We start from the raw sequence: 23,625 nt of genomic DNA on the forward strand, positions 1-23,625 counted from the left end.
GGCGGATGCTGGATCGCGCTCTCGCGGCCCCGATCGTGCTGCTGCACGGAGTCGGCCTCGACCGACTCATGTGGGGTGAGACCTCGACCATGCTCGAAGAGATGGGGTATCGGGTGGTCGCCCTCGACCTTCCAGGCCACGGGTCGAGGCCACCGCTGAGGTCCCGGACGTCACTCGGCGAGCTCGCCGGGGATGTCGAGGCGCGGTTGCCTGACGGTGAATGCCACCTCGTCGGCTTCTCGTTGGGGGCACTCATCGCCCAGCAGCTCGCCGTCGCCGCACCGCACCGGGTGCGCACGCTCGGCTGCGTGAGCTCGGTCTGCGAGCGAACGGATGCGGAGTCCGCGGCCGTACTCGGGCGCCTGGCGACGGCGCAGAACGACTTCACGGCGACCGTCGAACGCTCGATCAAGCGCTGGTATGCGGGCACGACCGTGAGCGCGCAGCTTGTCGCCGAGACCAAGCGCACGCTCGAATCGAACGACGTCGAGTCGTTCGTCCGCGCCTACGAGGTCTTCGCCATGGGCGACCCTGCGATCGCGCCGTTCCTCTCGGGCATCCGGCAACGCACGCTGGCGATCACCGGCGAGCTCGACCCGGGGTCGACCCCGGAGATGACCGAGCGACTTGCCGCGCGCATCCCGGGCGCCGAGTCTCGAGTCCTTCCAGGTGTGCGCCACATGCTTCCCGTGCAGGCCCCTCGGCAGCTCGCCCAAGAGATCGACCACCTCATCAACGACGCAGAAGGAGCATCCAGTGACTGAACGATTCGGGCACTTCATCGACGGAACCTGGCGCGACCCGGCGGGCGGTGCGTACTTCGCCAGCACCAACCCGGCCACGCTGGAGACGTTGTACGAGGCGGCGCGCGGCGACGGAGCTGACGTCGAGGTCGCCGTCGCGTCCGCAGCGCGAGCGTTCGACGCCCCTACCTGGCGCGGGCTCACTGCCACGCAGCGCGGGCGTCTCCTGCGCAGACTCGGTGACCTCGTCGGTGAGCACGCCGAGGAGCTCGCGACGCTCGAGAGCCTCGACAACGGCAAGCTCCTGAGAGAGATGCGCGGCCAGCTCGCGTCGCTCCCCGAGTACCTCTACTACTACGGGGGACTCGCGGACAAGATCCAGGGCTCGCAGATCCCCACGAACGACCTGCGCATCCTGAACTACACGCAGCATGAACCTCTCGGCGTGGTGGCCGCGATCACCCCGTGGAACTCGCCGCTGACGTTGACGACGTCGAAGATCGCGCCGGCCCTCGCTGCGGGCAACACCGTGGTCATCAAGCCCAGTGAGTACACCTCGCGAACGGTGCTGCGCTTCGCTGAGCTCGCCGCCCAAGCCGGTTTCCCGGACGGGGTCGTCAACGTCGTGACCGGACTCGGGAACGAGGCCGGTGCTGCGTTGGTCGAGCATCCGGGCATCGCGAAGATCTCCTTCACCGGCTCGACGCGCACCGGCTCGGCCATTGCTTCGAGCGCGGCCGCCCGGTTCATCGGCTGCACGCTCGAACTCGGCGGAAAGAGCCCGAATATCGTGTTCGGTGACGCTGACGTCGGCAACGCGGCGATGGGGGTCATCGCGGGGATCTTCGCGGCGGCAGGGCAGACGTGCATCGCCGGCAGTCGTGTCTTCGCGCACCGTTCGGTGTATGACGAGCTGCTCGAGCGTGTCTCTGCGAGGGCGAAGTCGATCGTCATCGGCGACCCGATGGATGCCGCGACCGAGCTCGGCCCGTTGGCTTTCGAGGCCCAGCTCGAGAAGGTGCGATCGTACGTCGGGATCGGCGTGGATGAGGGCGCACGGGTTCATTCTGGCGGCGGCAGCCCGGACGTTGCGCTGCCCGGGTACTTCTTCGAACCGACCGTGCTCACCGACGTGACGAACCAGATGCGCGTCGTGCGTGAGGAGATTTTCGGGCCCGTCGCGGCGATCATGCCGTTCGACGACGAGGACGAGGTGGTGCGCCTGGCCAACGACACGGAGTTCGGCTTGGCTGCTGGCGTCTGGACGCAGAATCTTGCCTGCGCGCATCGGATGTCGCGGCGGTTGGACGCTGGCACGATCTGGATCAACACCTACCGTGCGATGTCACCGATGTCGCCGCGGCAGGGGTTCAAGAACTCTGGCGTGGGAATCGAGCACGGGATCGAGTCGATGCATGAGTACACGCGCCTGAAGAGCGTGTGGGTCAACACGAACGAGGAGCCGGTGGGGGACCCGTTCGTGATGCGCGGCTGAACCGAGCTCGGTGGAAGCTCAGCGTCGCACGAACGAGACCTCGTCGGACCGCACGGTGTTGCCGTGTGCATCCACGAGGTGCGAGGTGATGGGCGTCTGGCCTTCGCGGCCGCGCGCATCCACCTTCGGCGGCGTTTCTCTGGGGAGGTGAGTCTCGGCCCATTGCTTCATCGCGATGAGCACTGCGCTCAGTTCGCGGCCGGCCGGCGTGAGGTCGTAGGCCTCGCGCGTGCGTTGCCCCGGTTGTTGGTACGAGGTCTTGGTCATCACCTCGGCGTCCACGAGCTTCGCGAGCCTGGCGCTGAGCACGTCGCTGGCGATGCCGAGGCTGTCACGGTACTCCGCGAAGGTTCTTCGACCGAGCAGCGCCTCCCGGACGAGGAGGAAGCTCCACGGGTCATCGAGGACGCCGAGGCAGCGGGCGATGGCGCACGAGCCGTTCAGAGCCTCTGTGAGTGCTGGCGACTGGCGGGGCATGCTGCGACTCTAACCTGACTCCCTTTTTCGGAGCCAGGTGGGCCCGGCCCCGGATGTGCACTGGAGTCGGGCAGAGCCGCCGTGTGTGACCGAGATCGACCCTCTGAGTTGCTAAAACAGAGTCAGCTTCCTAGGGTCATGCCAGGCGGCAAATTTCGACGCCGCATTCGAGGAGGCCCTGCATGTGCCACATCACACTCGCCCGCCGGGCCAGGCTCAGCGTCTCGCAGGGTGGCGCTTCCGCATTCCTCCACGCACGGGCTGTCCCCGTTGCCTGACCTGGCCTCGCACCCCGCTGCGGCGCCCTCTGGTCTCGCGCCGTCGAAGGCGGGCGCGCGCCGAGCCTTCTGGGCGGCAGCGTTCGTGCTCGCCCTCGCGCTCTGGTCGTCCGGGGCGCCGAGCGTCCTCTACCCGCTCTACGCGGAGCAGTGGGACCTCTCGCCGGTCGTCGTGACGAGCGTCTTCGCGACCTACCAGGTTGCACTCGTGATCACGCTCCCGCTCTTCGGCAACCTCTCCGACCTCTTCGGCAGGCGCCTCGTGATGATCGGGGGCGTCGCGCTCGTCGGGGTGTCCGCCCTCGTCTTCGCTGTCGCTCCGAACGTGGGGTTCCTCTTCGCGGGGAGGGTGCTGCAGGGTGTGGGCGCGGGCCTCGCCATGGGCGCCGCGACCGCCTCGCTCGTCGAGAACAACACGAGTGCGAGCCCGCGCTTCGCGAGTTCCGCGGCAACCGTGTCCACCGCCATAGGCCTGACCGCCGCGCTGGCGCTCAGTGGACTCTTCGCCGAGTTCATCGCCATGCCGCTCGTCTGGAGCTATGTCGTGCTGCTGGGGCTGGCGGCGATGAATATCTGGCTGCTCGCGCTCTCGCCGGACGACCGGCCGACGGAACGCCGCCGCTGGCGCCCCCAGCGGCCAAGGGTGCCGGCGGGCATCCGGCTCGGGTTCACGGCCTCGACCCTGTCGGTTGCGCTCGCGTACTGCGTCGGGGCGATCTTCCTCTCCCTCGGCGCGCACATGATCCGGGAATTCGCTGACACGGAGAACAGTGCGCTGATCGGTGTCATCCTGGCCTGTTCTTCGGCGACGATCGGGGTCACCGGGCTGCTGCTCTCTCGGATCTCGGCACACGCTTCGGTCTTGGCCGGAGCGCTCGTCACGCTCCTCAGCCTTGTACTGATGGCCGCGGCCAGCGTGTTCGGATCTCTCCCGCTGTTCTTCGGGTGGTGTCTCGTCGGCGGCGTCGCCTACGCGCTGGCGTTCACGGGTGGGCTGGGGCTCATCAATCGGCTCGCTCCCGCGCAGCATCGGGGCGCGAGTCTGTCGCTGCTGTATGTCATCGCGTACGCCCTCCAGGCAGGAACCGCGATCGGAGTCGGCGCTATTGCCACCGGTGGGTCGCTGGCCGATGCGGTGCTGGTCGCTGCGGTCGTGCTCGGTGGGATGTGCGTCGCAGTCGGCGTGCTGGTCGCAGTGGCCGGTAGGAGAGGAAGCCTGTAGCGAGCCAGAGCGTTGTGTCCCTGCTCTCTCCGTCTAGGCGGCGGGGGTAACTAGCTCCACGAGGGTGCTCACGAGCTGTTCCGGCGTCGTTTCCCACATCTGGGGCGAGAGGTGGCCGCTGGCGTCCATGCTCGCGATGCCGTGGGCTCCCGTGAGGAGGAGGGCACCGTACAGGTGTGCGCGTTCGGGTCCGACTGCGTCTCCCACGATTCCGAGGAATTCGGCCTGGGCGCGGCTGGCGGACTCGATGGAGAGTTCCGGATCGGCCGCGGGAACCGTGAACATTCGCCTGAACACCTCGGGCTCGTCTCGGCCCACGGTGAGGAGTGCTTCCAGGGCCGACTGGATGCGCGCCCGTGGGTTCGCATGCTCGTCGTCGCGAAATCGCCTCAGCTGCTCGGAGATGCGATCCCAGCTCTCGGCGCCGACGGCGGCGAGCAGGCTCTCCTTGTCTGCGAAGTGGCGGTAGGCGGCCCCGCGTGAGACGTCGGCTCTAGCCCCGACCTCGCGGAGGGTGACCCGCTGTGGGCCTCCCTCATTGAGGAGGGCTCGAGCGGCTCCGAGGAGGGAGCGGCGCGTGGCGGCGGAGGATTCCTGACGACTGACCATGCATCCATCTTACAGTTGACAGTGTCAACCGGAGTGCTAGCCTACTGAGATGACAACGTCACCTGAAAAATCATCCCTCTTCGTCGTCACCGGCGCATCCACCGGTATGGGCGCGGCGACAACTCGCGCGCTTGCCGCCCAGGGGCACTTCGTCCTGGCCGGCGTGCGCAAGGACAGTGACGGCCGTGCTCTGAAGAGCGCGAACGTGCAGCCCGTGCTCCTCGACATCACGCGCCCCGAGCAGATCACCGATCTCGCGTCCGTCGTCGAGGCCGACGGGCGCCCCCTGCGTGCCCTCGTCAACAACGCGGGTATCGCGGTCAACGCACCGGTTGAAGCGCTCCCCATGACGGAATGGCGACGCCAGTTCGATGTGAACTTCTTCGGACACATCGAAGTCACACAAGCGCTCCTGCCGGCGCTTCTCCGCAGTCGCGGCCGCGTGGTCATGATGAGCTCGGTCGGCGGTCGGCTCGCGCAGCCCACCTACGGCGCGTACTCCGGTTCGAAGTACGCACTCGAAGCAGTCAGCGACTCCCTGCGACGCGAGCTCGCGCCCCACGGTGTGAAGGTTGTCATCGTCGAGCCAGGCGCGGTTCGCACCGAGATGGTCGGACGGGGCGGCGCAACCGCCAAGACCCTCATCGCCAACATGACGCCCGACCAGGCGCGGCGCTACGGCGGCCTCATGCGCGCGATCCTCGCGCAGTCCGAGGGGTTCCTCAAGGACGGCGTCGACGCAGCAGTGGCTGGGAGGATCATCGCGACGGCGGCCACGACTCTCAGGCCCAAGACCCGCTACACGATCGGGCGCGACGCCGCGATCCTGACTCGCCTCGCGCGCATCCTCCCCGACCGGGCGCTCGACCGGGTGCTCGCCTCCGCGCTGCGCCCGCTCTACCCGAAGACCAGCTGAGTCCCACTCCCACTTCACCTCCAACCTCCGTTGCATCACCACAGAAAGTCACCTCATGCCTGCACTCACCGACGCCGTTGTCCTCATCACCGGAGCGAACGGCGGCATCGGCTCCGCCTTCGTCGCCGAAGCCCTCAACCGCGGAGCCGCGAAGGTCTATGCGTCTGCCCGCACCCCGCGCGAGTGGGGCGATGAGCGAATCGTCCCCCTCACCCTCGACGTCACCGACACTGCCTCAATCGAGGCTGCTGTCGAGACTGCCGGCGACGTCACGATGCTCATCAACAACGCGGGAGGGCTTCCCCCAACGGCCAGCCTCCTCGACATCAGCGAGGACGACATCCGCCGGAACATGGAGATCAACTTCTTCGCGCCCCTCGCCGTGGCCCGGGCCTTCGCACCGACGCTCCGCCGAGCGACGGGCGCGACGCTGATCGACATGCACTCCGTCGCGAGCTGGGCCGCCTTCGGAGGTGTGTACAGCGCGTCGAAAGCCGCGCTCTGGTCGGCCACGAACGCCCTCAGGCTCGAGCTCGCGCCGAGCGGCGTGCTCGTCACGGGTGTGCACGTCGGCTACGTCGACACGGCGATGGCCGCGCACAGCCAGGGCGCCAAGATGCGCCCGGAAGACCTGGTCACCGCCGTCTTCGACGGGGTCGAGGCGGATGCCTTCGAGGTCGTCGCCGACGAGCTGAGTACCCAGGTCAAGGCCGGCCTCGCGGCACCGATCGAGGCGCTCTACACGCAGCTCGCGCGCCCCTGACTCATGTTCTGCACCATGATGAGCAGCTCCGCCTTCGTTGCCGCGTAGAGGAAGAGCGTGCCGATCGCCACGTCCGCCTCGTCCGCGACCTGCTGCGTCGTCACGCCGCTGATGCCGTGGTGGGTGAAGAGCGCCTTCGCTGCTCGCATGATGCGCTCGTGCTTGTCCTGCTTCGCCCGCCCCCTGCGTCCCACCGGCCGATCCTGCGTATCCACGGCATCTCCTTGACAAAATAAATGAGTGAACTCATGATTGAGCTTACTCGGTAGGTTAGGAAAAGCGACTGAAGGATACGAACATGGCAATCCCCGCAGGCAAAGGCCTCGCACAGGGGGCGAGCACCAGGACGGTCATGGTCGACGGACACGGCATCGTGTACCGAGAGATCGGCCCGGCCCACGGGATGCCGATTGTGGCGCTGAATCACTTGGGCGCCAACCTCGATGACTGGGACCCTCGCGTCGTCGATGGTCTTGCCGAAGACCGACGCGTCATCTTGCTCGGGTACCGAGGTGTCGGCCGATCCGAAGGCCGTGTGCGCGCTTCGACCGACGAGATGGCGCTCGATGCGATCGCGGCCATCCGGGCCCTCGGACTCAACCGGGTGGACCTGTTCGGCCTCTCCATGGGCGGCATGGTCGCGCAGCGGCTCCTCGCCCTGGCACCGGACTTCGTCGACCGCCTGATCCTCATCAGCACCGGTCCGGCAGGCGGCCCGGGACTCGTAGACATGACACGGGTCATGGTGGGTGGCTCGCTTCGAGCGGCCCTGGCCTTCCGAGACCCGAAATCCAGCCTCTTCTTCACCCGGAGCTCAGCTGGTCGCGCCGCAGCGCGGGCCTACTCCGCGCGACTCAAGGAGCGCACAAGCGACCGGGACGGCAGCGTGGGCCCAGCGGTGCTCCGAGCTCAGCTCGCCGCGGTCCATGCGTTCGGGCAGCTCCCGTTGCCCGATCGCTCCAGTCTCCCTGGACCAGTCCTCCTGCTGCACGGAGCCGACGACCTTCTGGTGCCGCCCGCCAACGCGGCGGTGCTCACCGAAGTCTTCCCGAATGCATCCCTCACCGTCTTCCCCGAAGCCGGTCACGGCGTTGTCTTCCAACACCACGACGAAGTCATCGCCGCCGCCGGAACCCTCTTGCGACGCTGACCCCACCACCCGTCCGCGACCCCCACCCAGACCACTAGGAGCATGAACCATGAAGGCACTCGTCTTCTCGAAGTACAAGACACCTCTGCACGAGGCAGAGGTTGCCGAGCCGATCGTGGGCGACCACGACGTGCTCGTTCAAGTGCAGGCAGCCGGCCTCAATCAGCTCGACGAGAAGATCCGCATCGGCGAGTTCAAGCAGATCCTGCCGTACAAGCTGCCGCTCACCCTCGGGCACGACGTCGCCGGTACGGTGCTCCGGGTTGGCGCCGCGGTTCGCGGGTTCCGCCCGGGAGACGAGGTGTACGCACGTCCCCGCGACCACCGCATCGGCACGTTCGCCGAGCGCATCGCCATCGATGAGGCGGATGTGGCGCCCAAGCCTTCGTCCATCTCCATGGATGAGGCGGGCTCGCTTCCGCTCGTCGCCCTCACCGCGTGGCAGGCACTCGTCGAGATCGGTCAGGTGCACCGCGGGCAGAAAGTCCTCATCCACGCCGGTGCGGGCGGCGTCGGGTCCATCGCGATCCAGCTCGCCAAGCACCTCGGTGCCGAGGTAGCCACCACGGCGAGCGCGGCCAACGCCGAGTTCGTCCGTGGGCTCGGCGCCGACCACGCGATCGACTACCGAGCCGACGACTTCGAGCGGCTGCTCAGCGGCTACGACTTCGTGCTCGACAGCCTGGGCGGCGAGAACCTTGAGAAATCCCTGCGCATTCTGAAGCCCGGTGGAACCGCCGTCGGCATCTCAGGGCCGCCCACCCCTGACTTCGCGCGGAGTGCCGGCCTGAATCCCCTGCTGCGTCTCGCGATCACCGGGCTCAGCGGGAAGGTCCGCAAGCAGGCGAAGCGGCTCGGCGTCGACTACCGCTTCCTCTTCATGCGAGCGAGCGGTGAGCAGCTGCGCGAAATCACCGCGCTCGTCGAAGACGGAACGATTCGGCCGGTAGTCGGACGCGTGTACCCGTTCGACCAGACCGTGGAGGCGCTCGAGACGCTGGGCCGTGGCGGTATCCGCGGCAAGGCCGTCATCAGCAACCGCTGACCATCGGCGGTCACACCCCAACCCACTCCCTCCAGGTTCCAAGAGAGAACATCATGAGCAGTGCATCCAATGAGCCCGACGTCACCTCCTACGCGCTCGCCCCGGCGAAGAGCATCACCGTGGGCGGCATCAGCTACGCCTACCGCGAGCTGGGCCCGAAGGAGGACATCCCCGTCATCTTCTTCCTGCACCTCGCGGCCACGCTCGACAACTGGGACCCCCGCATCGTCGACCCCATTGCCGAGAAGCGCCACGTCATCACCTTCGACCAACGCGGCGTCGGTGCCTCAACGGGCGTCGTCCCGAGAACCATCGAGGAAGCGGCCGACCACGCGTACGAGTTCATCACCGCGCTCGGCTACGACAAGGTCGACGTCTTCTCGTTCTCCATGGGCGGGATGATCGCGCAGGACCTCGTCGTCAAGCACCCCGACCTCGTGCGCCGGCTCGTGCTCACGGGCACCGGTCCGCGGGGCGGGAAGGACATGGACAAGGTCGTCGGTGTCACCTACCTCGACCTCGTGCGATCCATCTTCACCCGGTCGGACATCAAGGAGTTCCTCTTCTTCAACCGCGACGACCGCGGCAAGCGGGCCGCGAAGGCGTTCGTCGCCCGGTTGTCGGAGCGCACGGTCGACCGCGACACGTCGATCAGCTTGAAGGCGTTCCAGACGCAGCTGCGGGCGATCCAGCGCTACGGCCGCTCCGCGCCCTCCGACCTCTCGAAACTCACGCAGCCGACCCTCATCGCCAACGGCGACAACGACCGCATGGTGCCATCGGTGCTCTCCAACGACCTCCACAGGCGCATCTCCGGCTCCGAGCTCGTCATCTACTCCGACTCGGGCCATGGTGGCATCTTCCAGTACCACCACCAGTTCGCGCCGGTGGCCGTCGAGTTCCTCACGCGCTCATCGGCCAGCTGAGAGAAGAGCGCAGACATCGTGCCGAAGTCATTGAACTCCGAGACCGCAGTGCAGAAGCACTTCAGCACCTCGATCCTCCTCTGGGTGCGGAACGACCAGCCGCGACAGGCCGGGATGGACTACTGGAAGGGGCCGCACTCCGTCCGTCCGGCGCAGACCTGGGGGTTGCGCATCCATCTGACGGAGCAGGGATGCGCGAGCGCGAAGTCTGCAGGCGCGTCGCAGGGAGGGAGGGGCGCCGCTTGGTGGCGGCGCCCCTCCCCGGTCGTGCGTGCTGCGAGCTGCTAGCTGGTCGGGCGGCCGAGCTGCGGGTAGACGGCCTCGAGCGGGGCGCTGAGCCCGGCCCTCAGCTGCACGGAAGTTTCGTCGGCAAGCACCTCGTACTCGCCAGCTTCTGTCGCGTCGTAGACCTTCGACACCAGCACGGCAGGGTCGAGCTTCGGGCCGTCGGCGCCTGCTGCCATGGCGGTGTCGACGTAGGCCACGTGAACCCCTACGACATGCACGCCCGCTGGCTGGAGCTCCACGCGCAGTGAGTTCGTCGCCGACCAAAGGGCCGCCTTCGTCGCGCTGTAAATGCCAGCGACCGCGTACCAGCTGAGTGCCGAGTGCACGTCGATGATGGCAGCTCCGTCCTGCTTGGCGAGGAGCGGCGCGTAGGCGCGCGCGAGGAAGAGCGGGCCGAGGAAATTGACCTCAATGTTGGCGCGGATCTCCTCGTCGCTGTGCGAGAGGATGCCCGGGGACGAGACTGAGGCCCCGGCGTTGTTGATGAGCACGGTCACGTCGGGCGCCGCCTCGACAACCGCTGCGATGGACGCGGAGTCGGTGACGTCGAGGGCGAGGGGGACGACCCGTTCGTCGTCCCAGGTGCGTGGCGTGCGGGCCGTGGCGTAGACCTTGGCTGCGCCGCGGGCGAGGGCCTCGCGGACGAAGTTCGTGCCGATGCCCCCGTTCGCGCCGGTGACGAGGACAACTGCTCCGTTGAGTGAAGGCATGGTGTGGTCTTTCGTTGCGCGGGCTCCCGGTCTGTTGGGACGGCGGGGCCCTGGGGTGGCGTGGAAGAATCGGCTTGAGTGCTGATCCCCAGTCGATAGCGACTAAACTCATAACTGAGTCTGCTCAAGATCTATTCCCGGAGGAGATCCGATGGCCACCGAAGCCCGCCCGCTGGGTCGCCGCGAACGGAACAAGCTCGACAAGCTCGAGCGCATCACCGCCGCAGCTGGCGAGCTCTTCGCGCAGCGCGGGGTCGATTTCGTCACGACGCAGGAGATCGCGGATCGGGCCGACATCGGAACCGGAACGCTGTTTCTCTACGCCAAGACCAAAGGCGAGCTGCTGCTGCTCGTGCAGAACTCGATGTACGAGACCGCGCTCGAAGAGGGCCGCGCAGCCTCAGCTGAGGCGACTGGCGCGCTCGACGGCGTGCTCGCCGTGCTTCGCCCCGTCGTGGCCTGCAATCGCAAGCAGGTCGAGAACGGCCGCACCTACTTGCGCGAAATGGTCTTCGGCGACCCGCAGGAGCCGCGGCACGCCGAGGCGCTGACGCTGACGGCGCAGACGCAGGAACTCGTCATCGACGTCATCGAGCGCGAGACGGCGACGTCGAGTGAGACCGCCACAACCCTCGCCCAGGTCATCTCCGCCATCATGTTCACCACCATGGCCGCATCGATCAACGCCGAGCTCTCGGTCGACGAGATCGTCGAGCAGGTCCGAACGCAGGTCGCCGCGATCCTGCCCGCCTGACCCCGCGCCGGTCCGGCGGCATCGAACCGGACCGGGCTCGGGGCCGTCAGCGTCTAACGCTTGGCGCTCCGCACGAGCTCGCCAAGCGCCGCCTCGTCGAGGGGGCTTCCCGGGAACGCGGCCACCCGGCCGAGCGGCATCGAGCCGAGCATCTTCAGCATCTCCGCGTCGGCCAGCATCCCGGACAGGCCGCTATCGCCTTCGAGCAGGGCGGAGCGGAGCCGTGGCCCACCACGTTCGTCGTCCAGCCATTCCGCGATGGTCGAGGTCTCGTCGAGCGTCAGCGCGAGATCGTCACCTGCGACCGCCACCTGCGTGGAGACGCGGATGTCTCGGCTCGAGGCGCCGACCTCGACGCGGTGCTCGCCGCCTTCGACTGTCCACTGCCCGGCGACGGGGTGGAAGTAGGCGAGCTCGGAACGCGGGACCTCGATGGTGACGGTTGCCGTCGAACCGGCCGCAACTTCCACAACCGAGAACGCGGCCAGCGAGCGGATCGCGCGCGGCACGGCGGAGCCCGGGAGTCCTGTGTAGACCTGCACGACCTCGCGCCCGTCCCTGCTGCCCGTGTTGGTGACATCCACGTGGATGCGCAGACCGCCATCCCGGGCCTCGACGACAAGGTTGTCGTAGGAGAAGCTCGTGTACGACAGGCCGTGGCCGAACGGGAACGAGACCTCCGTGGTCCGTGCGTCGTAGCCGCGGTAGCCGACGAAGATGTCCTCGCCGTAGCGGACGTGGCCGAAAGCGCCGGGGAACCCGAGGTGAGCCGGCGAGTCCTCGAGGCGCACCGGGATGGTCTCCGCGAGGCGCCCGGACGGGTTGACGACACCGAAGAGCACGTCGGCGGTCGCGCCACCGCCGGCCTGGCCGAGCAGCCAGCCCTCGACGATCGACGGCGCGAGGTGCTGCCAGGTCGAGGTGCGCACGATGCCGCCGTTCGAGAGTACGACGACGACGTTCTCGTTCGCCGCCCGCACCGCGGCGAGCAGCTCGAGCTGCTCGGCCGGCAGGTCGATGTGTTCACGGTCGAAGCCCTCGGACTCCTCCTGGGCGGGGAGGCCGAGGAAGAGTACGACGACGGATGCGTCTGCGGCGGTGCTGGCTGCATCCGCACGCATCGATGCAGCGTCGCCGGAGCCGTCGAGCGTGAAGCCTGGCGCGAATCGCACCCGGTCTCCGGCGATCTTGGTCAGCTCAGTGAGGGCGTCGTCGAGGCGGGTCGGGTTGATGAGCGAGCTGCCTGCCCCCTGGTAGCGGGGCGTGCGCGCGAACTCGCCGATGACCGCGATGGTTTTGTCGGCGCTGGGGTCGAGTGGCAGCAGGTCGCCGTCGTTCTTCAGCAGCACGATGCTGCGTCCGGCAGCTTCCCGCGCGAGTGCGTGGTGCTCGTCGACGTCGTAGCTCGCGGATGCGTCGGCGCCCGCCACGATCTTGTCGACGAGCTCCAGGGCGCGGCGGGCTGCCGTGGTCACGTGCTGCTCGTCGAGGTCACCGGCGCGCACGGCTGCCACGAGTTCGGCATCCGTGCGTCCGCCGCTCGCCGGCATCTCGAGGTCGAGCCCGGCGGCGACGCCCTTGACTCGGTCATCGACGGCTCCCCAGTCGGAGACCACGAGGCCCTCGTACCCCCACTCCTCGCGGAGCACCGTGGTGAGCAGCCAGTGGTTCTCGGAGGCGTAGACCCCGTTGATCTTGTTGTACGAGCACATGATCGTCCACGGCTGCTGCTCGGTGACGACGCGCTGGAACGCCCGCAGGTAGATCTCGCGGAGCGGGCGCTCGTCGACGTCCGCGCTGATCCGCAGCCGGTCGGTCTCCTGGTTGTTCGCGGCGAAGTGCTTGAGCGACGACCCGACGCCCTGGCTCTGCAGGCCACCGACGAGCGCCGAGCCCATGACGCCGCTCACGAGCGGGTCCTCGGAGAAGTACTCGAAGTTGCGGCCGCACAGCGGGGAGCGCTTGATGTTGATGCCCGGCCCGAGCAGCACGCCGACGCCCTCCGCCTTGGCCTCCTCTCCGAGCGCCACTCCGACGCGACGAGCCAGGTCCGCGTCCCAGCTCGCCCCGAGCGCGACGGCGGGCGGGAAGCAGGTGGCTGGGACGCTGTCGGCGAGCCCGAGGTGGTCGCCACCCTGCCGCTGCAGGCGCACCCCGTGCGGCCCATCCGTCAGGACGACCGCTGGGATCTCGGCACGCTCGACCGCTTTCGTCGACCAGAAGCTGCCACCACTCGTCAGGGACGCCTTCTCTTCGAGGGTCAGGTCGTCCAGGTGCTCGGCGTGGGTCATCGTGATGCTCCGATCGGTGTTTGGGGCAACGGGGTGCTGCCATCGTTCCCACGCAAGAATGCGAGGGTTGTGCTGACGATCTCATCTATTGGGGGTTCCAGGCTGACCACCGTTCCACGTTCGGAGCGGAGGAGGGGCTCAAGGGTGGCGAGCTGGGAATCGAGGAGCAAAGTGGGCATGAAATGGTCCCTGCGGGCCGACATGCGCTCTCGCAGAAGTTCAACCGGCCCGTGCAAGTGCACGAAAGAGACGTCCGGAGCCGCGGCACATAGCCGTTCGCGGTAGCTCCACCTCAGCGCAGAACAGGCGACAACAACTTCGCCGGCCGAGAGCGCAGATCCGACGGCGTCGAGCCACGGCCAGCGGTCCTCATCAGTAAGGGGTGTCCCTTCGGCCATCTTGGCGAGGTTGCCGGCCGGGTGCAACGCATCGGCGTCGACGAAGGTGGAACCGAGCGCTGCCGCAAGTGCTGAACCGATCGTGGTTTTACCGCAACCAGAGACGCCCATAACCACGACTGCCCTGGCTTTGGAGGCATGCTCTACCAATCGTGCACCGTCCCGTCAGCGAGACGATTGTACGGAAGGTAGGCGGCGATGTAGGGATACTTGCCTGCCTCATCGAGCTCCAGATCGACACCGAGGCCCGGCTTGTCGCCGGGGTGCAGCATTCCATCGTTCCAGGTGAAGGACTGCTGGAACACGGCGTCCGTCTTGGCGCCGTGCTTCATGTACTCCTGGATGCCGAAGTTGTGGATCGACAGCCCGAGATGCATGGCGGCGGCCATGCCGACGGGGGAGATGTCGGTGGGACCGTGCATACCCGACTTGATCTGGTATTGCGCCGCGTACTCGAGTGTCTTCTTGAGCGCGGAGATCCCACCCATGTGCGTGACCGCACCGCGGACGTAGTCGATAAGCTGGTCGCGGATCAGGTCCTTGAAGTCCCAGACGGTGTTGAAGATCTCCCCGATGGCGAGAGGCGTGGTCGTGTGTTGCCGCACCAGACGCAGCGCCTCCTGGTTCTCCGCCGGGGTGCAGTCTTCGAGCCAGAAGAGGTCGTACGGCTCAAGCGACTTGCCGAGCTTGGCGGCCTGAATCGGCGTCATCCGGTGATGGCCGTCGTGGAGGAGCGGCAGCTCGGGACCGAATTCGTTTCGGACAGCCTCGAACACACTCGGCAAGTGGCGCAGATATGAGCGAGTGTCCCAGTCTTCCTCGTTCGGCAGGCCGCCCCGTTGCGCGGGCTCGTGGTCGTAGCGAACACCGGTGTTGCCCTCGAGCGTCGCATTCGACGCGATGCCGTAGATCGATTTCAGGCCGGGAACCGCGGTTTGCACGCGGATCGCCTTGTACCCCTGGGCTTGGTGGGCGCGGATGCTGTCGAACAGCTCTTCGTTCGTTCGGCCGGAGGCGTGCCCGTACGCCAGCAACCCGGTACGCGACGCGCCTCCGAGCAACTGGTAGACGGGCATGCCTGCCGCCTTGCCCTTGATGTCCCAGAGCGCCATGTCGACTGCCGCAATCGCCGCCATCGTCACCGGGCCCCGGCGCCAGTACGCCGAGCGGTAGAGGAACTGCCAGGCGTCTTCGATTGCTGAAGCGTCGCGCCCGATGAGCAGCGGTACGACATGATCACGAAGGTAGGACACGACGGCGAGTTCGCGACCGTTGAGCGTGGCGTCTCCGAGGCCGGTCAGACCGTCATCCGTCGTCAGCTTCAGGGTGACGAAGTTGCGGTCCGGGCTCGTGACGATGACCTCTGCGCGGTCGATTCTCATGGGGTCTCTCCTTCTCGGCGTGCTGCTGCACGAATGGCGGTCCAGCGGTTTCGGAGCTCACGTGCGACGGACTTCGGCCGCCGGTCCCGCGTGAAGACCCCCTTCTTGTTTCCGTCGACCCGGAAAATGGCGCTCTTGGTTTGGAAGTCGGCGAAGTTCCAGATCTGCTCTCCGACGACGGCCGGGATGCGATCAAAGACGCGGTGGTACATCGCGAGGAAGTCGATCTGGTACTCCTCGCTCCACGGAGAAGCGACTGCCTGGTGGAGCCCCGCGTAGGTGTCCACGCCGTATTCGGCCATGATGATGGGCATATCGTGGGTTGCGGCCCATCCCGTGAGTTCCGCCTCGAGGGCTCGTTCCGCACTTGCCAGGTCACCGGTCTGCTCGTACCAACCGAAGTATCGGTTGAGGCAGATGACGTCGAAGAGATCGACGATCTGGTCGTTGTCGAAGCGTGCGGCCCCCTGGTTGGCGAAGGTCACGGGCCTGGTCGCGTCCAGCTCACGGGTGAGCTCGACAAGAGGCTCGAAGTAGTCCCTTGCTCCTGCCTCTGACGAGGCCGGCTCGTTGGCGATGCACCAGAGAACTACCGATGGGTGATTCTTGTCGCGAGCGACAAGCTCCCTGATCCCCTGCGCGTGGGCTTCTCTCGTTGTGTCGTTCATCGTCTTCGGTGAGAACGTCGGCGTCAGTTCGCCGCCGGTGAGGCCAGCGACCATGTTGATGTTCAGCCCGACTGCTGCGGTCTCGTCGATGACGACGATGCCGTGCCTGTCCGCGTAGTCGAGGACCTCTTCCGCGTACGGGTAGTGCGCGGTTCTGAAGGAGTTCGCGCCGATCCAGTCGAGGAGCGCGAAGTCGTGGACGAGGAGGACGTCGTCGTGTCCCTTCCCCCTGAAGGGCGCATCCTCGTGCTTGCCAAAGCCCGTGAAGTAGAAGGGCTTTCCGTTGATGAGGAACTCCTGGCCTTTCACCTCGATCGTTCGGATACCGACGGGCAGCGTGTACTCGTCGTGTTCTCCGTCAGGTGCCTCGAGGCGCACGACGAGTTCGTAGAGGTATGCAGCCCCCGGTTGCCACAGAGTGGGGCGCTCGACATGCAGCGTCCCGGTCGAGGCGATCCCACCGGCGACTTCACGGCGCTCCTCGTCGCGAAGGGTGACCCTGACGTTCCCCTCCCCGGCGACGGCGACATCGTACGCAACGGCTGCTGAGCCGTCGTCGTTCAACGAGGTGGTGACCGTGATGTCGGAGACGTGGCTGCGTGGGGTGGCGTAGAGATGCACGGAGCGATGGAGTCCGCTGTAGTTGAAGAAATCGTGGCGGTAGAGCTGGTGCTGCTTGCCGTCGGGGCCTTCGCTGACCTCCCCCGGCGGAATCGTGGCGGTGGAGAGCCGGTTGTCGACCGCGACGGTCACGAGCACCTCTTCACCCGGGGTGAGCAGCTCGGAAACATCCACTTCGAACGGCGTGTAGCCACCCTCATGGTGTGCCACACGCTGGTCACCGACGTAGACGGTGCCCGCGTGCGTGACGGCGTCGAAACGGAGCACAATGCGGCGGTTAGTCCAGGAGGCCGGGACGATGAGGTTTCGCTGATACCAGACGATGCCGACGTGGTCTCGAATCTCGGCGTCGACAAACACATCGTTGTAGCTCGACGGGACAGGAACCTGACGGGATGTCGCCAGGCGACGAGACCACGGTGCCTCACCCGCTTCGCTGTCGAGCGCAAACGACCATAGGCCGTTGAGCGATTGTGTTTCCCTGGAGCGTGATGCCTGAGGTTTCAGCATGCTTCAACCCTTCTCGTGGTGTGTGGTCAACGGTGTCAGCGAACCGCGGTCGAGCGCGGTTCGGAGCTCGTCGAGGGCAGATGAAACGCTCGTCAAGACGGTCTCCGAGGCGTTGGGTTCCAGCTTGTGGATGCCGGTCACCGTGTCGTCGAGCTGTTCGGTTGCGAGTAGGTGAGCAGCGATGGGGCGCGCCGCGGAGACCCCGTCGCGTCCCGCAGCAAGCTCTGCGTTCAGCACGGGGACAACACGTACGCGCAGCTTCGTTTCGACTCCGGTGGCGATCTGTGCCAGTTCGTGCCTGATGGAGAGATTGGCGAATCGATCGGTGAGCGCGCGGCGATACTCGCTGGTGTTGAGCGTCGAAGGCAGGTGCCGCGCTGCGGCGTCCCAGAAGTCCTCAACCCACTGGCGAAGGAGTGGGTCACCGAAGGCTTCGTCCACAAACGCGTGTCCTCGAAGCGGTCCGGCTGCAGCCAGGAGCGTGTGCGCCCCATTCAGGAGCCACAGCTTCCGCCGTTCGTATGGCTCCAAATCCTGCACGAAGCGAGCGCCTGCCGTCTCCCAGGCTGGTCGCCCCGCCGGGAATTCGCCCTGCAGGATCCAGTCGCTGAAGGGTTCGGTTGTCACCGCGCAACTATCGTGCAGTCCCGTCAGGCTCTCAGCTAGCTCGAGATCCGCGGCCGTCGTCCGCGGGGTGATCCGGTCGACCGAAGTCGAAACGAAGCTGGCGTTCGACGCGACCCACTCCGCCGTCTCCCGGCCGATCGCTTCGAGGTGAGGCGCGAGTGCCGCTCGCAAGACGGACCCGTTGTCGGGGAGGTTGTCGCAGCTGACCAGGGCTATCGGGCCCGCGTCGGCGAGGCGGCGGGCCTCGAGTCCGAGCGCGAGCCGATGGAGCGTGCTTCGCAACGGTTCAGTGGACGGCTGGTAGCCGGCTTCAGTGATGGTCAGGGTCACGAGCGCCGTGGCCGAATCAGCGAGAGTGCGCTCGAGGTGCGCGACGTCTGCGCCGTCCACCGCCTCGGTGATGACATCGATGATCTCTGCTCGGTCGGAGACGACGCTGCGTTCGATGAGCGTGTAGAGCCCGTCTTGCGCCTGGAGCGCAGTGGCTGCGTCAGGCCGGGTTCCCGTGTAGGCCGTGATGCCCCAGCGGTCTCCGTCAGATGCGCGGCTCGTGTACCAAGCCTGATGTGCGCGATGGAACGCACCGAGTCCAAGGTGCACGATTCTTCGATCGCGAGGGGCAGCTGGCGCTGCGTGCGTGGATCGATTCAGGTTCTTGCTCACAGCTTGAACACCTTTCGGGGGAGTGTCTCGACGAGGTCCTTGATGATGCGCTTGGCCGAGGTCGGTCGAACTCGACCCTCGACGACGAGACGAGCGAGGAAGGCGGCATCGAGCCGGCGGGCCATGTCATGCCGAGTTGGGATGGAGAGGAAGGCCCGTGTGTCGTCGATGAATCCGGAGTGTCGGTAGAAGCCGGCGGTTTCGGTCACAGCCTCACGGAAGCGCAGCCCGGCGTCCGGTGCGTCGAGGAACCACCATGGAGCGCCGATGAACACGGAGGGGTAGAAGCCAGCGAGCGGTGCTATCTCGCGCGAGTAGACGGTTTCGTCGACCGCGAACAGGACGATGTGCATACCTGGCGTGAGGCCGACCTCTTCGAGAAGGGGCCTGATCTCGTCAGTGAAGTGCGTAGCGAACGGAATGTCGTGGCCGGTGTCCGAGCCATAGCGTTGGAAGGTCGCGGAGCTGTGGTTGCGGCGGACACCCGGGTGGATCGTCATGACCAATCCGTCTCTGGCGCTCATCCGGCCCATCTCCAAGAGCATGTGCCCTTGGAACGCCGACGATTCGGCCGCGGTGAGCTGGCCTCTCCTGGCTCTGGTGTAGAGCTCGGCTGCTCGCTCGGCTCCAAGGTCGCGGATCCGCAGTTCGCCGACACCGTGATCAGCTGACACGGCGCCGTGCTGAAGGAAGTGTGCTCGGCGATCTTCGAGCGCCAGGAGGTAGCCGGCGAACGTGTCCTTTCGTCCGGTGCGCTGGTGGAGCTGATCGATTCGTTCCACGAAGCTCGGATCGCTCGGATCGAGGTAGGCATCGGGACGGAACGTGGGGAGCACACGACCGGTGAACGTTGCGTCGTCTCGCAGGACCGCGTGGTCGTCGAGGTCGTCCAGCGGGTCGTTGGTGGTGGCGAGGACCTCAACACCAAAGGAATCGAACAATGCTCGCGGGCGGAAGGCGGGACCGCGGAGCTGACTGTCGATGGCCGAATAGATGCGGTCGGCGCTCTCCTCCGTGAGTTCCTCTTCGATGCCGAAGACCTCGCGGAAGGTCTGGTCGAGCCAGTAGCCGGATGCTGTGCCTGCGAACTCGTGCCAGTGAGATGCAAGGAGGTGCCACGCGCGCTTTCCTGCGGGCGACCCGTCAGACGGATGGAGATCCTCGTAGTCGACGCCGTTCGCGTGGAGGAGCCTCGTGACGTAGTGGTCGGAAGTGACGAGAAGCTCCGTTGGATCCTCGAACGGGACATCGAGGCGGAAGAGCTCGGCCGACACGTGTCCGTGCGGGGAGATGATCGGGGAATCGGCGACAGAAGCGTAGAGCTCCTCTGCGATGCCACGGGTCCGCGCGTCCGACGGCATGAGGCGTTGCGCGTTGTCCTGAACCTGCGAGTCGAGAAGTTCGGTGGTGGTCTGCGCGGTCACTTGGCAACCCCCGCACCGCTGTCTCGTGCCATCTGGGCGCGCAGCGCTCGGCGTTCGGCCTGCTGATCTGGATCGGCCAGGGGTGACGCGAGCAGCAGCTTTTGTGTGTACGGGTGTTGGGGAGCCTCCGTCACCTGGCCCGCTGGCCCCTGCTCGACGATGTCCCCGCGGTAGAGGACCGCCACTTCGTGGCTGATGTGGCGAATCACGTCGAGGTCGTGGGAGATGAAGAGGTAGGAGACGCCGAGGTCCTGTTGGATCTCGAGGAACAGGTCGAGGACTCGGGCCTGTGTGGTGAGATCGAGCGCACTCACGGGTTCGTCGCAGACGATGAGCCGCGGACGCAGTGCGAGTGCCCTGGCGATGGCGATGCGCTGGCGTTGCCCGCCGGAGAACTCGCGCGGCAGGCGCGTGACTGCCTGGGAGGGTAGGCCGACGCGGTCGAGCAACTCAGCCACCCGCGCCCTGCTCTCTTTGGCACCAAGCCGCTGGATCTGCAGCGGCTCGGAGAGGATCTGACCAACTTCCATGGCCGGATTCAGCGACGTGAACGGGTCCTGGAAAACGACCTGGAGGTCTTTGGCGAGAGCCGCTCGTCGCTTTCGGCTGGCAGTCGAGATGTCTTCACCGTCGAAGCTCACCGTGCCGGAGACGATCGGGGCGAGTCCGAGGATCGCGCGCCCCAGTGTGGTCTTTCCTGACCCGGATTCGCCGACGACTCCGAGTGTCTTACCCGCTTCGATTTTGGCGGAGACACCGTGGAGGATCTCGATGGGCGCCTTGCCGATGCCGGGACGCGGGTAGGCCACTACGAGATCGTTGACCTCGAGAATTGTCTCGGTCATCAGTTCGCCTCCTTGGTCAGCATGGTGAGTGGTTCTCGTCCGGTGAGTGTGGATGCGAGCAGAGCGCGGGTGTACGGGTGAACGGGGTGTCGGAGGACGTCGCGTACGGGGCCTTCTTCCACAAGCCGGCCACGCTGCATGACAGCGACCCGGTCTGCGATGTCGGCGACGACTCCGAAGTTGTGGGTGACCAGGAGGATCGCTACTCCAAGCTCGTCGCGCATCCCGCGGAGCAGGTCGAGCACCTCTGCTTGGACGGTCACGTCAAGGGCTGTGGTCGGCTCGTCCGCGATGATGAGGTCGGGCTCGCAGCTCACGGCTCCCGCGATGAGCACACGCTGGGCCATGCCGCCTGAGATCTCGTGGGGGTACGAGTCGAAGGTTCGTTTCGGATCTGCGATCCCGACCCGCTCCAGGAGGGCCAAGGCACGGTTGCGCGCTTCGCTGCGAGGGACACCAAGCAGCTTGACCATGGGACGGCTGAGTTGATGCCCGATCGTGTAGTTCGGGTCGAGGTTCGCCATCGGCTCCTGCGGGATGTAGGAGATTCGGCGGCCGCGGATCGCGCGGATCTTGCTCTGATCGATGCGCTCGGACTGCGTATCCACCGTCTGGAGTTCATCGATGGTGATGGTGCCGCCGACAACGTGGGCGGAGCTCGGGAGAAGCCCGAGGACGGAGAACGCGGTCTGGCTCTTCCCTGACCCGGACTCGCCGACGATGCTGAGGACTTCGCCTCGGTCGATGTGGAAGGTCACTCCTTGCACGACGCGGGTGAGGCCGCCCTCCGTGTTGGCGTAGGCGATTTCGAGATCGCGGACCGCGAGGAGGTGATCGCCGTCCGGCAGCTCGTCCGTGCCCGGGAGGGGATCGGAGTCCGTGCGGATCGACACGGTGGGTGGCTCCTCAAGGGCGGTGCCAGTTGCGATGCCGGCCGTGATCGGCTCCGCGTTCGCGGAAGAGCTCACGCCGCTCGCTGCGAGCGCTGCCGCGGCCTTCCTATTCACTCGGATGCTCGGCAGGTCTTCGAGAGCGTCGCGGAGCGCGTTCCCGATGAGCACGAAGGCGCCGACGGTGAGACCGATTGCCAGCGCTGGCCAGAGCATGAGGAGCGGTGCGATGTAGATGTTCCGGAAGCCCTCGCTGAGCATCGCGCCCCAGGTCGCCTCCTGAGGGTCGCCGAGTCCTAGGAACTCGAGTCCGGATTGGATCGCGATGGCGACTCCGGCGATCAGCGCCGTCTGGATGATGATCGGTGCCCGAACGACCGACATGATGTGGCGGCTGATGATGCGCCAGTCGCTTAAGCCCGAGACTCGTGCCGCGTCGACGTACAGCTCGTTGCGCACAGATTGCACTGCTGTTCGGGTGAGTCGGTAGTACCCGGGGCTCAACAGGATGCCGAAGACGATCATCGTGATCCAGACGGACGGGCCGACCGCGGATCGGACGGAGAGCAGCACGATGATCGCGGGGAGGCTCATGAGCGCGTTGGCTGACCAGGAGGACACGCCGTCGAATGGTCCTCCGTAGAAGCCGGCGATGAGTCCGGAGGGCAGCCCGATGGAGATGGCGACGACTGCGCAGAGCAGGGCTGAGAGCAGCGTGAGTTGCCCGCCCCACAGCAGGCGGCCGAAAGTGTCGCGGCCTGCGCTGTCCGTTCCCAGCAGGTGAGTGGCGTCCGGGGAGGCGAAGGTGTTGGCGATCTCGGCCGCATTCGGGCCACCGGGGGCGAGGACGGGAGCGAGAGCCGCGCCGGTGATCGCGACGAGAAGGACGACGACGCCGATGGCACCGAGCGGGTTGCGGATGAATCGGGCGAAGACGCTGCCGCGGCCCCGCTCCTTCTGAGGCTGAGCGGTCTTGCTGGTCATGACACACGCACCTTGGGGTTGAGCCAGCCGTTGATGAGGTCGACGAGCAGGTTGACGATGACGACGATGAGCACGGTGTAGAGGACGACACCCATCACGATCGGGATGTCGCCGCTGACGGTGGAGGTCACTGCCAGTTGCCCGATTCCGGGGAGAGCGAAGATCCGCTCGAGGATGACCGCTCCTCCGAGCAGTCCGACGAACTGCAAGCTGAGGACGGTGAGTCCGGCCGGAGCAGCACCGCGGAGAACGTGACGGACGAGGATCTCGCCTTCGCCGAGGCCACGGCTGCGAAGCGTGCGAACGAAGTCCCGGTCTCGCTGCTGGATGACCGCGGAGCGGATCTGCTGGGCGCTGGCCGTGACGTAATTGAGCACGATCGCAATCACCGGGAGGGTGAGAGACGCTATCCATGCTTCTGGTCCGGCGCCTGGGGCGATGGTGCTCACAGCAGGGAAGAGTCCAAGTTGTACCGCGAAGACTGTCGCCAGGACGATGGCGAGAACGAATCCAGGGATGGCGTCGCCGATGACGGCACCGATCTGGACTGCGCGGTCGACCCAGCCACGCTTGACTGCCGCTGTCGTGCCGATGACGGTCGCGAGTATCGTCACGAGGATCATGGCAGTCCCGATCAGGGCGAGTGTCACCGGGAGGCGGGTGGTGAGCGAGTCCGCCACTGTGACGGGGCCGAACCAGCTGCGCCCGAGATCGCCGGTCACCGCGGATCCGACCCAATTTGCGAAACGGATCGGCAACGGCTGATCGAGACCGAGCTCGACCTCCTTGGCGACGACCTGGGCTTCGCTTGCCTGATCACCGACGATGTTGCGGGCGATGCTGCTGCCGTTCGCGAAGAGGAGCGTGTAGGCGACGGCGCAGACGGCGATCAGGAGGACAACTCCTGATGCGATGCGCTTGAGAAGAAATGGGATCACAGGTGACT

At 66.5% G+C, this 23,625-nt stretch carries 23 protein-coding genes; 10 read left to right on the top strand and 13 right to left on the bottom strand.

The window, feature by feature from the left end; genetic code table 11:
* Positions 1–5: 5 nt before the first annotated feature.
* Together C5B85_RS07465 and C5B85_RS07470 are read left to right on the top strand one after the other, a co-directional pair.
* Complete coding sequence (locus C5B85_RS07465; protein WP_104285377.1) at positions 6–764, top strand: alpha/beta fold hydrolase; 759 nt, start codon at positions 6–8, stop codon at positions 762–764.
* Positions 757–2,238, top strand: coding sequence for an aldehyde dehydrogenase (locus tag C5B85_RS07470; protein WP_104285378.1), 1,482 nt, complete (start codon positions 757–759; stop codon positions 2,236–2,238). The genes C5B85_RS07465 and C5B85_RS07470 overlap by 8 nt, the downstream gene beginning before the upstream one ends.
* An 18-nt stretch (positions 2,239–2,256) precedes the next feature.
* Here the strand turns inward: C5B85_RS07470 and C5B85_RS07475 are convergent, their stop codons facing one another.
* Positions 2,257–2,715, bottom strand: coding sequence for a helix-turn-helix domain-containing protein (locus C5B85_RS07475; RefSeq protein WP_104285379.1), 459 nt, complete (start codon positions 2,713–2,715; stop codon positions 2,257–2,259).
* Positions 2,716–2,985: 270 nt separating this feature from the next.
* Between C5B85_RS07475 and C5B85_RS07480 the strand changes: the two genes are divergently transcribed.
* Positions 2,986–4,215 carry an MFS transporter gene (locus C5B85_RS07480; RefSeq protein WP_258070649.1) on the top strand — a complete coding sequence of 410 codons (1,230 nt, stop codon included), beginning with the start codon at positions 2,986–2,988 and terminating at the stop codon, positions 4,213–4,215.
* 33 nt (positions 4,216–4,248) lie between these two features.
* On the opposite strand, the gene C5B85_RS07485 is transcribed toward C5B85_RS07480, so the two are convergent.
* A complete protein-coding gene (locus C5B85_RS07485; RefSeq protein ID WP_104285380.1) occupies positions 4,249–4,824 on the bottom strand; it encodes a TetR/AcrR family transcriptional regulator in 576 nt (191 codons plus the stop codon).
* A 49-nt stretch (positions 4,825–4,873) separates the two neighbouring features.
* Here C5B85_RS07485 and C5B85_RS07490 point away from each other — a divergent pair, with 49 nt between their 5' ends.
* Together C5B85_RS07490 and C5B85_RS07495 are read left to right on the top strand one after the other, a co-directional pair.
* A complete protein-coding gene (locus tag C5B85_RS07490) occupies positions 4,874–5,740 on the top strand; it encodes an SDR family NAD(P)-dependent oxidoreductase (protein ID WP_104285381.1) in 867 nt (288 codons plus the stop codon).
* Positions 5,741–5,795: 55 nt separating this feature from the next.
* Positions 5,796–6,503 (top strand): SDR family oxidoreductase, encoded by a 708-nt coding sequence (locus tag C5B85_RS07495; RefSeq protein WP_104285382.1) that lies wholly within the window; start codon positions 5,796–5,798, stop codon positions 6,501–6,503.
* Here the strand turns inward: C5B85_RS07495 and C5B85_RS19700 are convergent.
* Positions 6,479–6,718, bottom strand: coding sequence for a helix-turn-helix domain-containing protein (locus C5B85_RS19700; RefSeq protein ID WP_308471329.1), 240 nt, complete (start codon positions 6,716–6,718; stop codon positions 6,479–6,481). The two genes, C5B85_RS07495 and C5B85_RS19700, sit on opposite strands and share 25 nt — an antisense overlap.
* 83 nt (positions 6,719–6,801) lie before the next feature.
* Between C5B85_RS19700 and C5B85_RS07505 the strand changes: the two genes are divergently transcribed.
* From C5B85_RS07505 to C5B85_RS19360, 4 genes are read left to right on the top strand one after another with little or no spacing between them, the layout of a single operon-like run.
* Complete coding sequence (locus C5B85_RS07505; RefSeq protein ID WP_104285383.1) at positions 6,802–7,653, top strand: alpha/beta fold hydrolase; 852 nt, start codon at positions 6,802–6,804, stop codon at positions 7,651–7,653.
* Positions 7,654–7,702: 49 nt separating this feature from the next.
* Complete coding sequence (locus C5B85_RS07510) at positions 7,703–8,698, top strand: NADP-dependent oxidoreductase (protein ID WP_104285384.1); 996 nt, start codon at positions 7,703–7,705, stop codon at positions 8,696–8,698.
* 53 nt (positions 8,699–8,751) lie between these two features.
* Entirely contained in the window at positions 8,752–9,624 is an 873-nt protein-coding gene (locus C5B85_RS07515) for an alpha/beta fold hydrolase (protein ID WP_104285385.1), read from the top strand.
* Positions 9,625–9,642: 18 nt separating this feature from the next.
* Positions 9,643–9,912, top strand: coding sequence for a hypothetical protein (locus C5B85_RS19360; RefSeq protein ID WP_219819369.1), 270 nt, complete (start codon positions 9,643–9,645; stop codon positions 9,910–9,912).
* Here C5B85_RS19360 and C5B85_RS07525 read toward each other — a convergent pair.
* Positions 9,909–10,622, bottom strand: coding sequence for an SDR family oxidoreductase (locus tag C5B85_RS07525; RefSeq protein ID WP_104285386.1), 714 nt, complete (start codon positions 10,620–10,622; stop codon positions 9,909–9,911). The genes C5B85_RS19360 and C5B85_RS07525 overlap by 4 nt on opposite strands.
* 151 nt (positions 10,623–10,773) lie before the next feature.
* Here C5B85_RS07525 and C5B85_RS07530 point away from each other — a divergent pair, with 151 nt between their 5' ends.
* Entirely contained in the window at positions 10,774–11,376 is a 603-nt protein-coding gene (locus C5B85_RS07530) for a TetR/AcrR family transcriptional regulator (RefSeq protein WP_104285387.1), read from the top strand.
* Positions 11,377–11,429: 53 nt separating this feature from the next.
* Here C5B85_RS07530 and C5B85_RS07535 read toward each other — a convergent pair whose 3' ends face one another.
* The 9 genes from C5B85_RS07535 to C5B85_RS07575 are packed head-to-tail and all read right to left on the bottom strand — an operon-like array spanning position 11,430 to position 23,617.
* On the bottom strand, positions 11,430–13,667 hold the full coding sequence (locus tag C5B85_RS07535; RefSeq protein WP_104285388.1) for a beta-glucosidase: 2,238 nt from the start codon (positions 13,665–13,667) through the stop codon (positions 11,430–11,432).
* The gene (locus C5B85_RS07540; protein ID WP_104285557.1) at positions 13,664–14,176 is read right to left on the bottom strand and encodes a gluconokinase; all 513 of its coding nucleotides are present in this window, start codon (positions 14,174–14,176) and stop codon (positions 13,664–13,666) included. Before C5B85_RS07540 ends, C5B85_RS07535 begins: the two co-directional genes overlap by 4 nt.
* Before the next feature lie 32 nt (positions 14,177–14,208).
* A complete protein-coding gene (gene manD / locus C5B85_RS07545; RefSeq protein ID WP_104285389.1) occupies positions 14,209–15,447 on the bottom strand; it encodes a D-mannonate dehydratase ManD in 1,239 nt (412 codons plus the stop codon).
* Positions 15,444–17,246, bottom strand: a complete 1,803-nt coding sequence (gene uidA, locus C5B85_RS07550; protein ID WP_104285390.1) for a beta-glucuronidase — start codon at positions 17,244–17,246, stop codon at positions 15,444–15,446. Before uidA ends, manD begins: the two co-directional genes overlap by 4 nt.
* Positions 17,247–17,249: 3 nt before the next feature.
* Positions 17,250–18,536, bottom strand: coding sequence for a mannitol dehydrogenase family protein (locus C5B85_RS07555; protein WP_104285391.1), 1,287 nt, complete (start codon positions 18,534–18,536; stop codon positions 17,250–17,252).
* Positions 18,533–19,897 (bottom strand): glucuronate isomerase, encoded by a 1,365-nt coding sequence (gene uxaC / locus C5B85_RS07560; protein WP_104285558.1) that lies wholly within the window; start codon positions 19,895–19,897, stop codon positions 18,533–18,535. The genes C5B85_RS07555 and uxaC overlap by 4 nt, the downstream gene beginning before the upstream one ends.
* Positions 19,898–19,956: 59 nt before the next feature.
* Positions 19,957–20,805 (bottom strand): ATP-binding cassette domain-containing protein, encoded by an 849-nt coding sequence (locus C5B85_RS07565; RefSeq protein WP_104285392.1) that lies wholly within the window; start codon positions 20,803–20,805, stop codon positions 19,957–19,959.
* Positions 20,805–22,679, bottom strand: coding sequence for a dipeptide/oligopeptide/nickel ABC transporter permease/ATP-binding protein (locus C5B85_RS07570; protein WP_104285393.1), 1,875 nt, complete (start codon positions 22,677–22,679; stop codon positions 20,805–20,807). Before C5B85_RS07570 ends, C5B85_RS07565 begins: the two co-directional genes overlap by 1 nt.
* Positions 22,676–23,617 (bottom strand): ABC transporter permease, encoded by a 942-nt coding sequence (locus C5B85_RS07575; protein ID WP_104285394.1) that lies wholly within the window; start codon positions 23,615–23,617, stop codon positions 22,676–22,678. Before C5B85_RS07575 ends, C5B85_RS07570 begins: the two co-directional genes overlap by 4 nt.
* Between the last annotated feature and the right edge of the window lie 8 nt (positions 23,618–23,625).

This window comes from Pseudoclavibacter sp. AY1F1, from assembly GCF_002931075.1.
Lineage (GTDB): Bacteria > Actinomycetota > Actinomycetes > Actinomycetales > Microbacteriaceae > Pseudoclavibacter.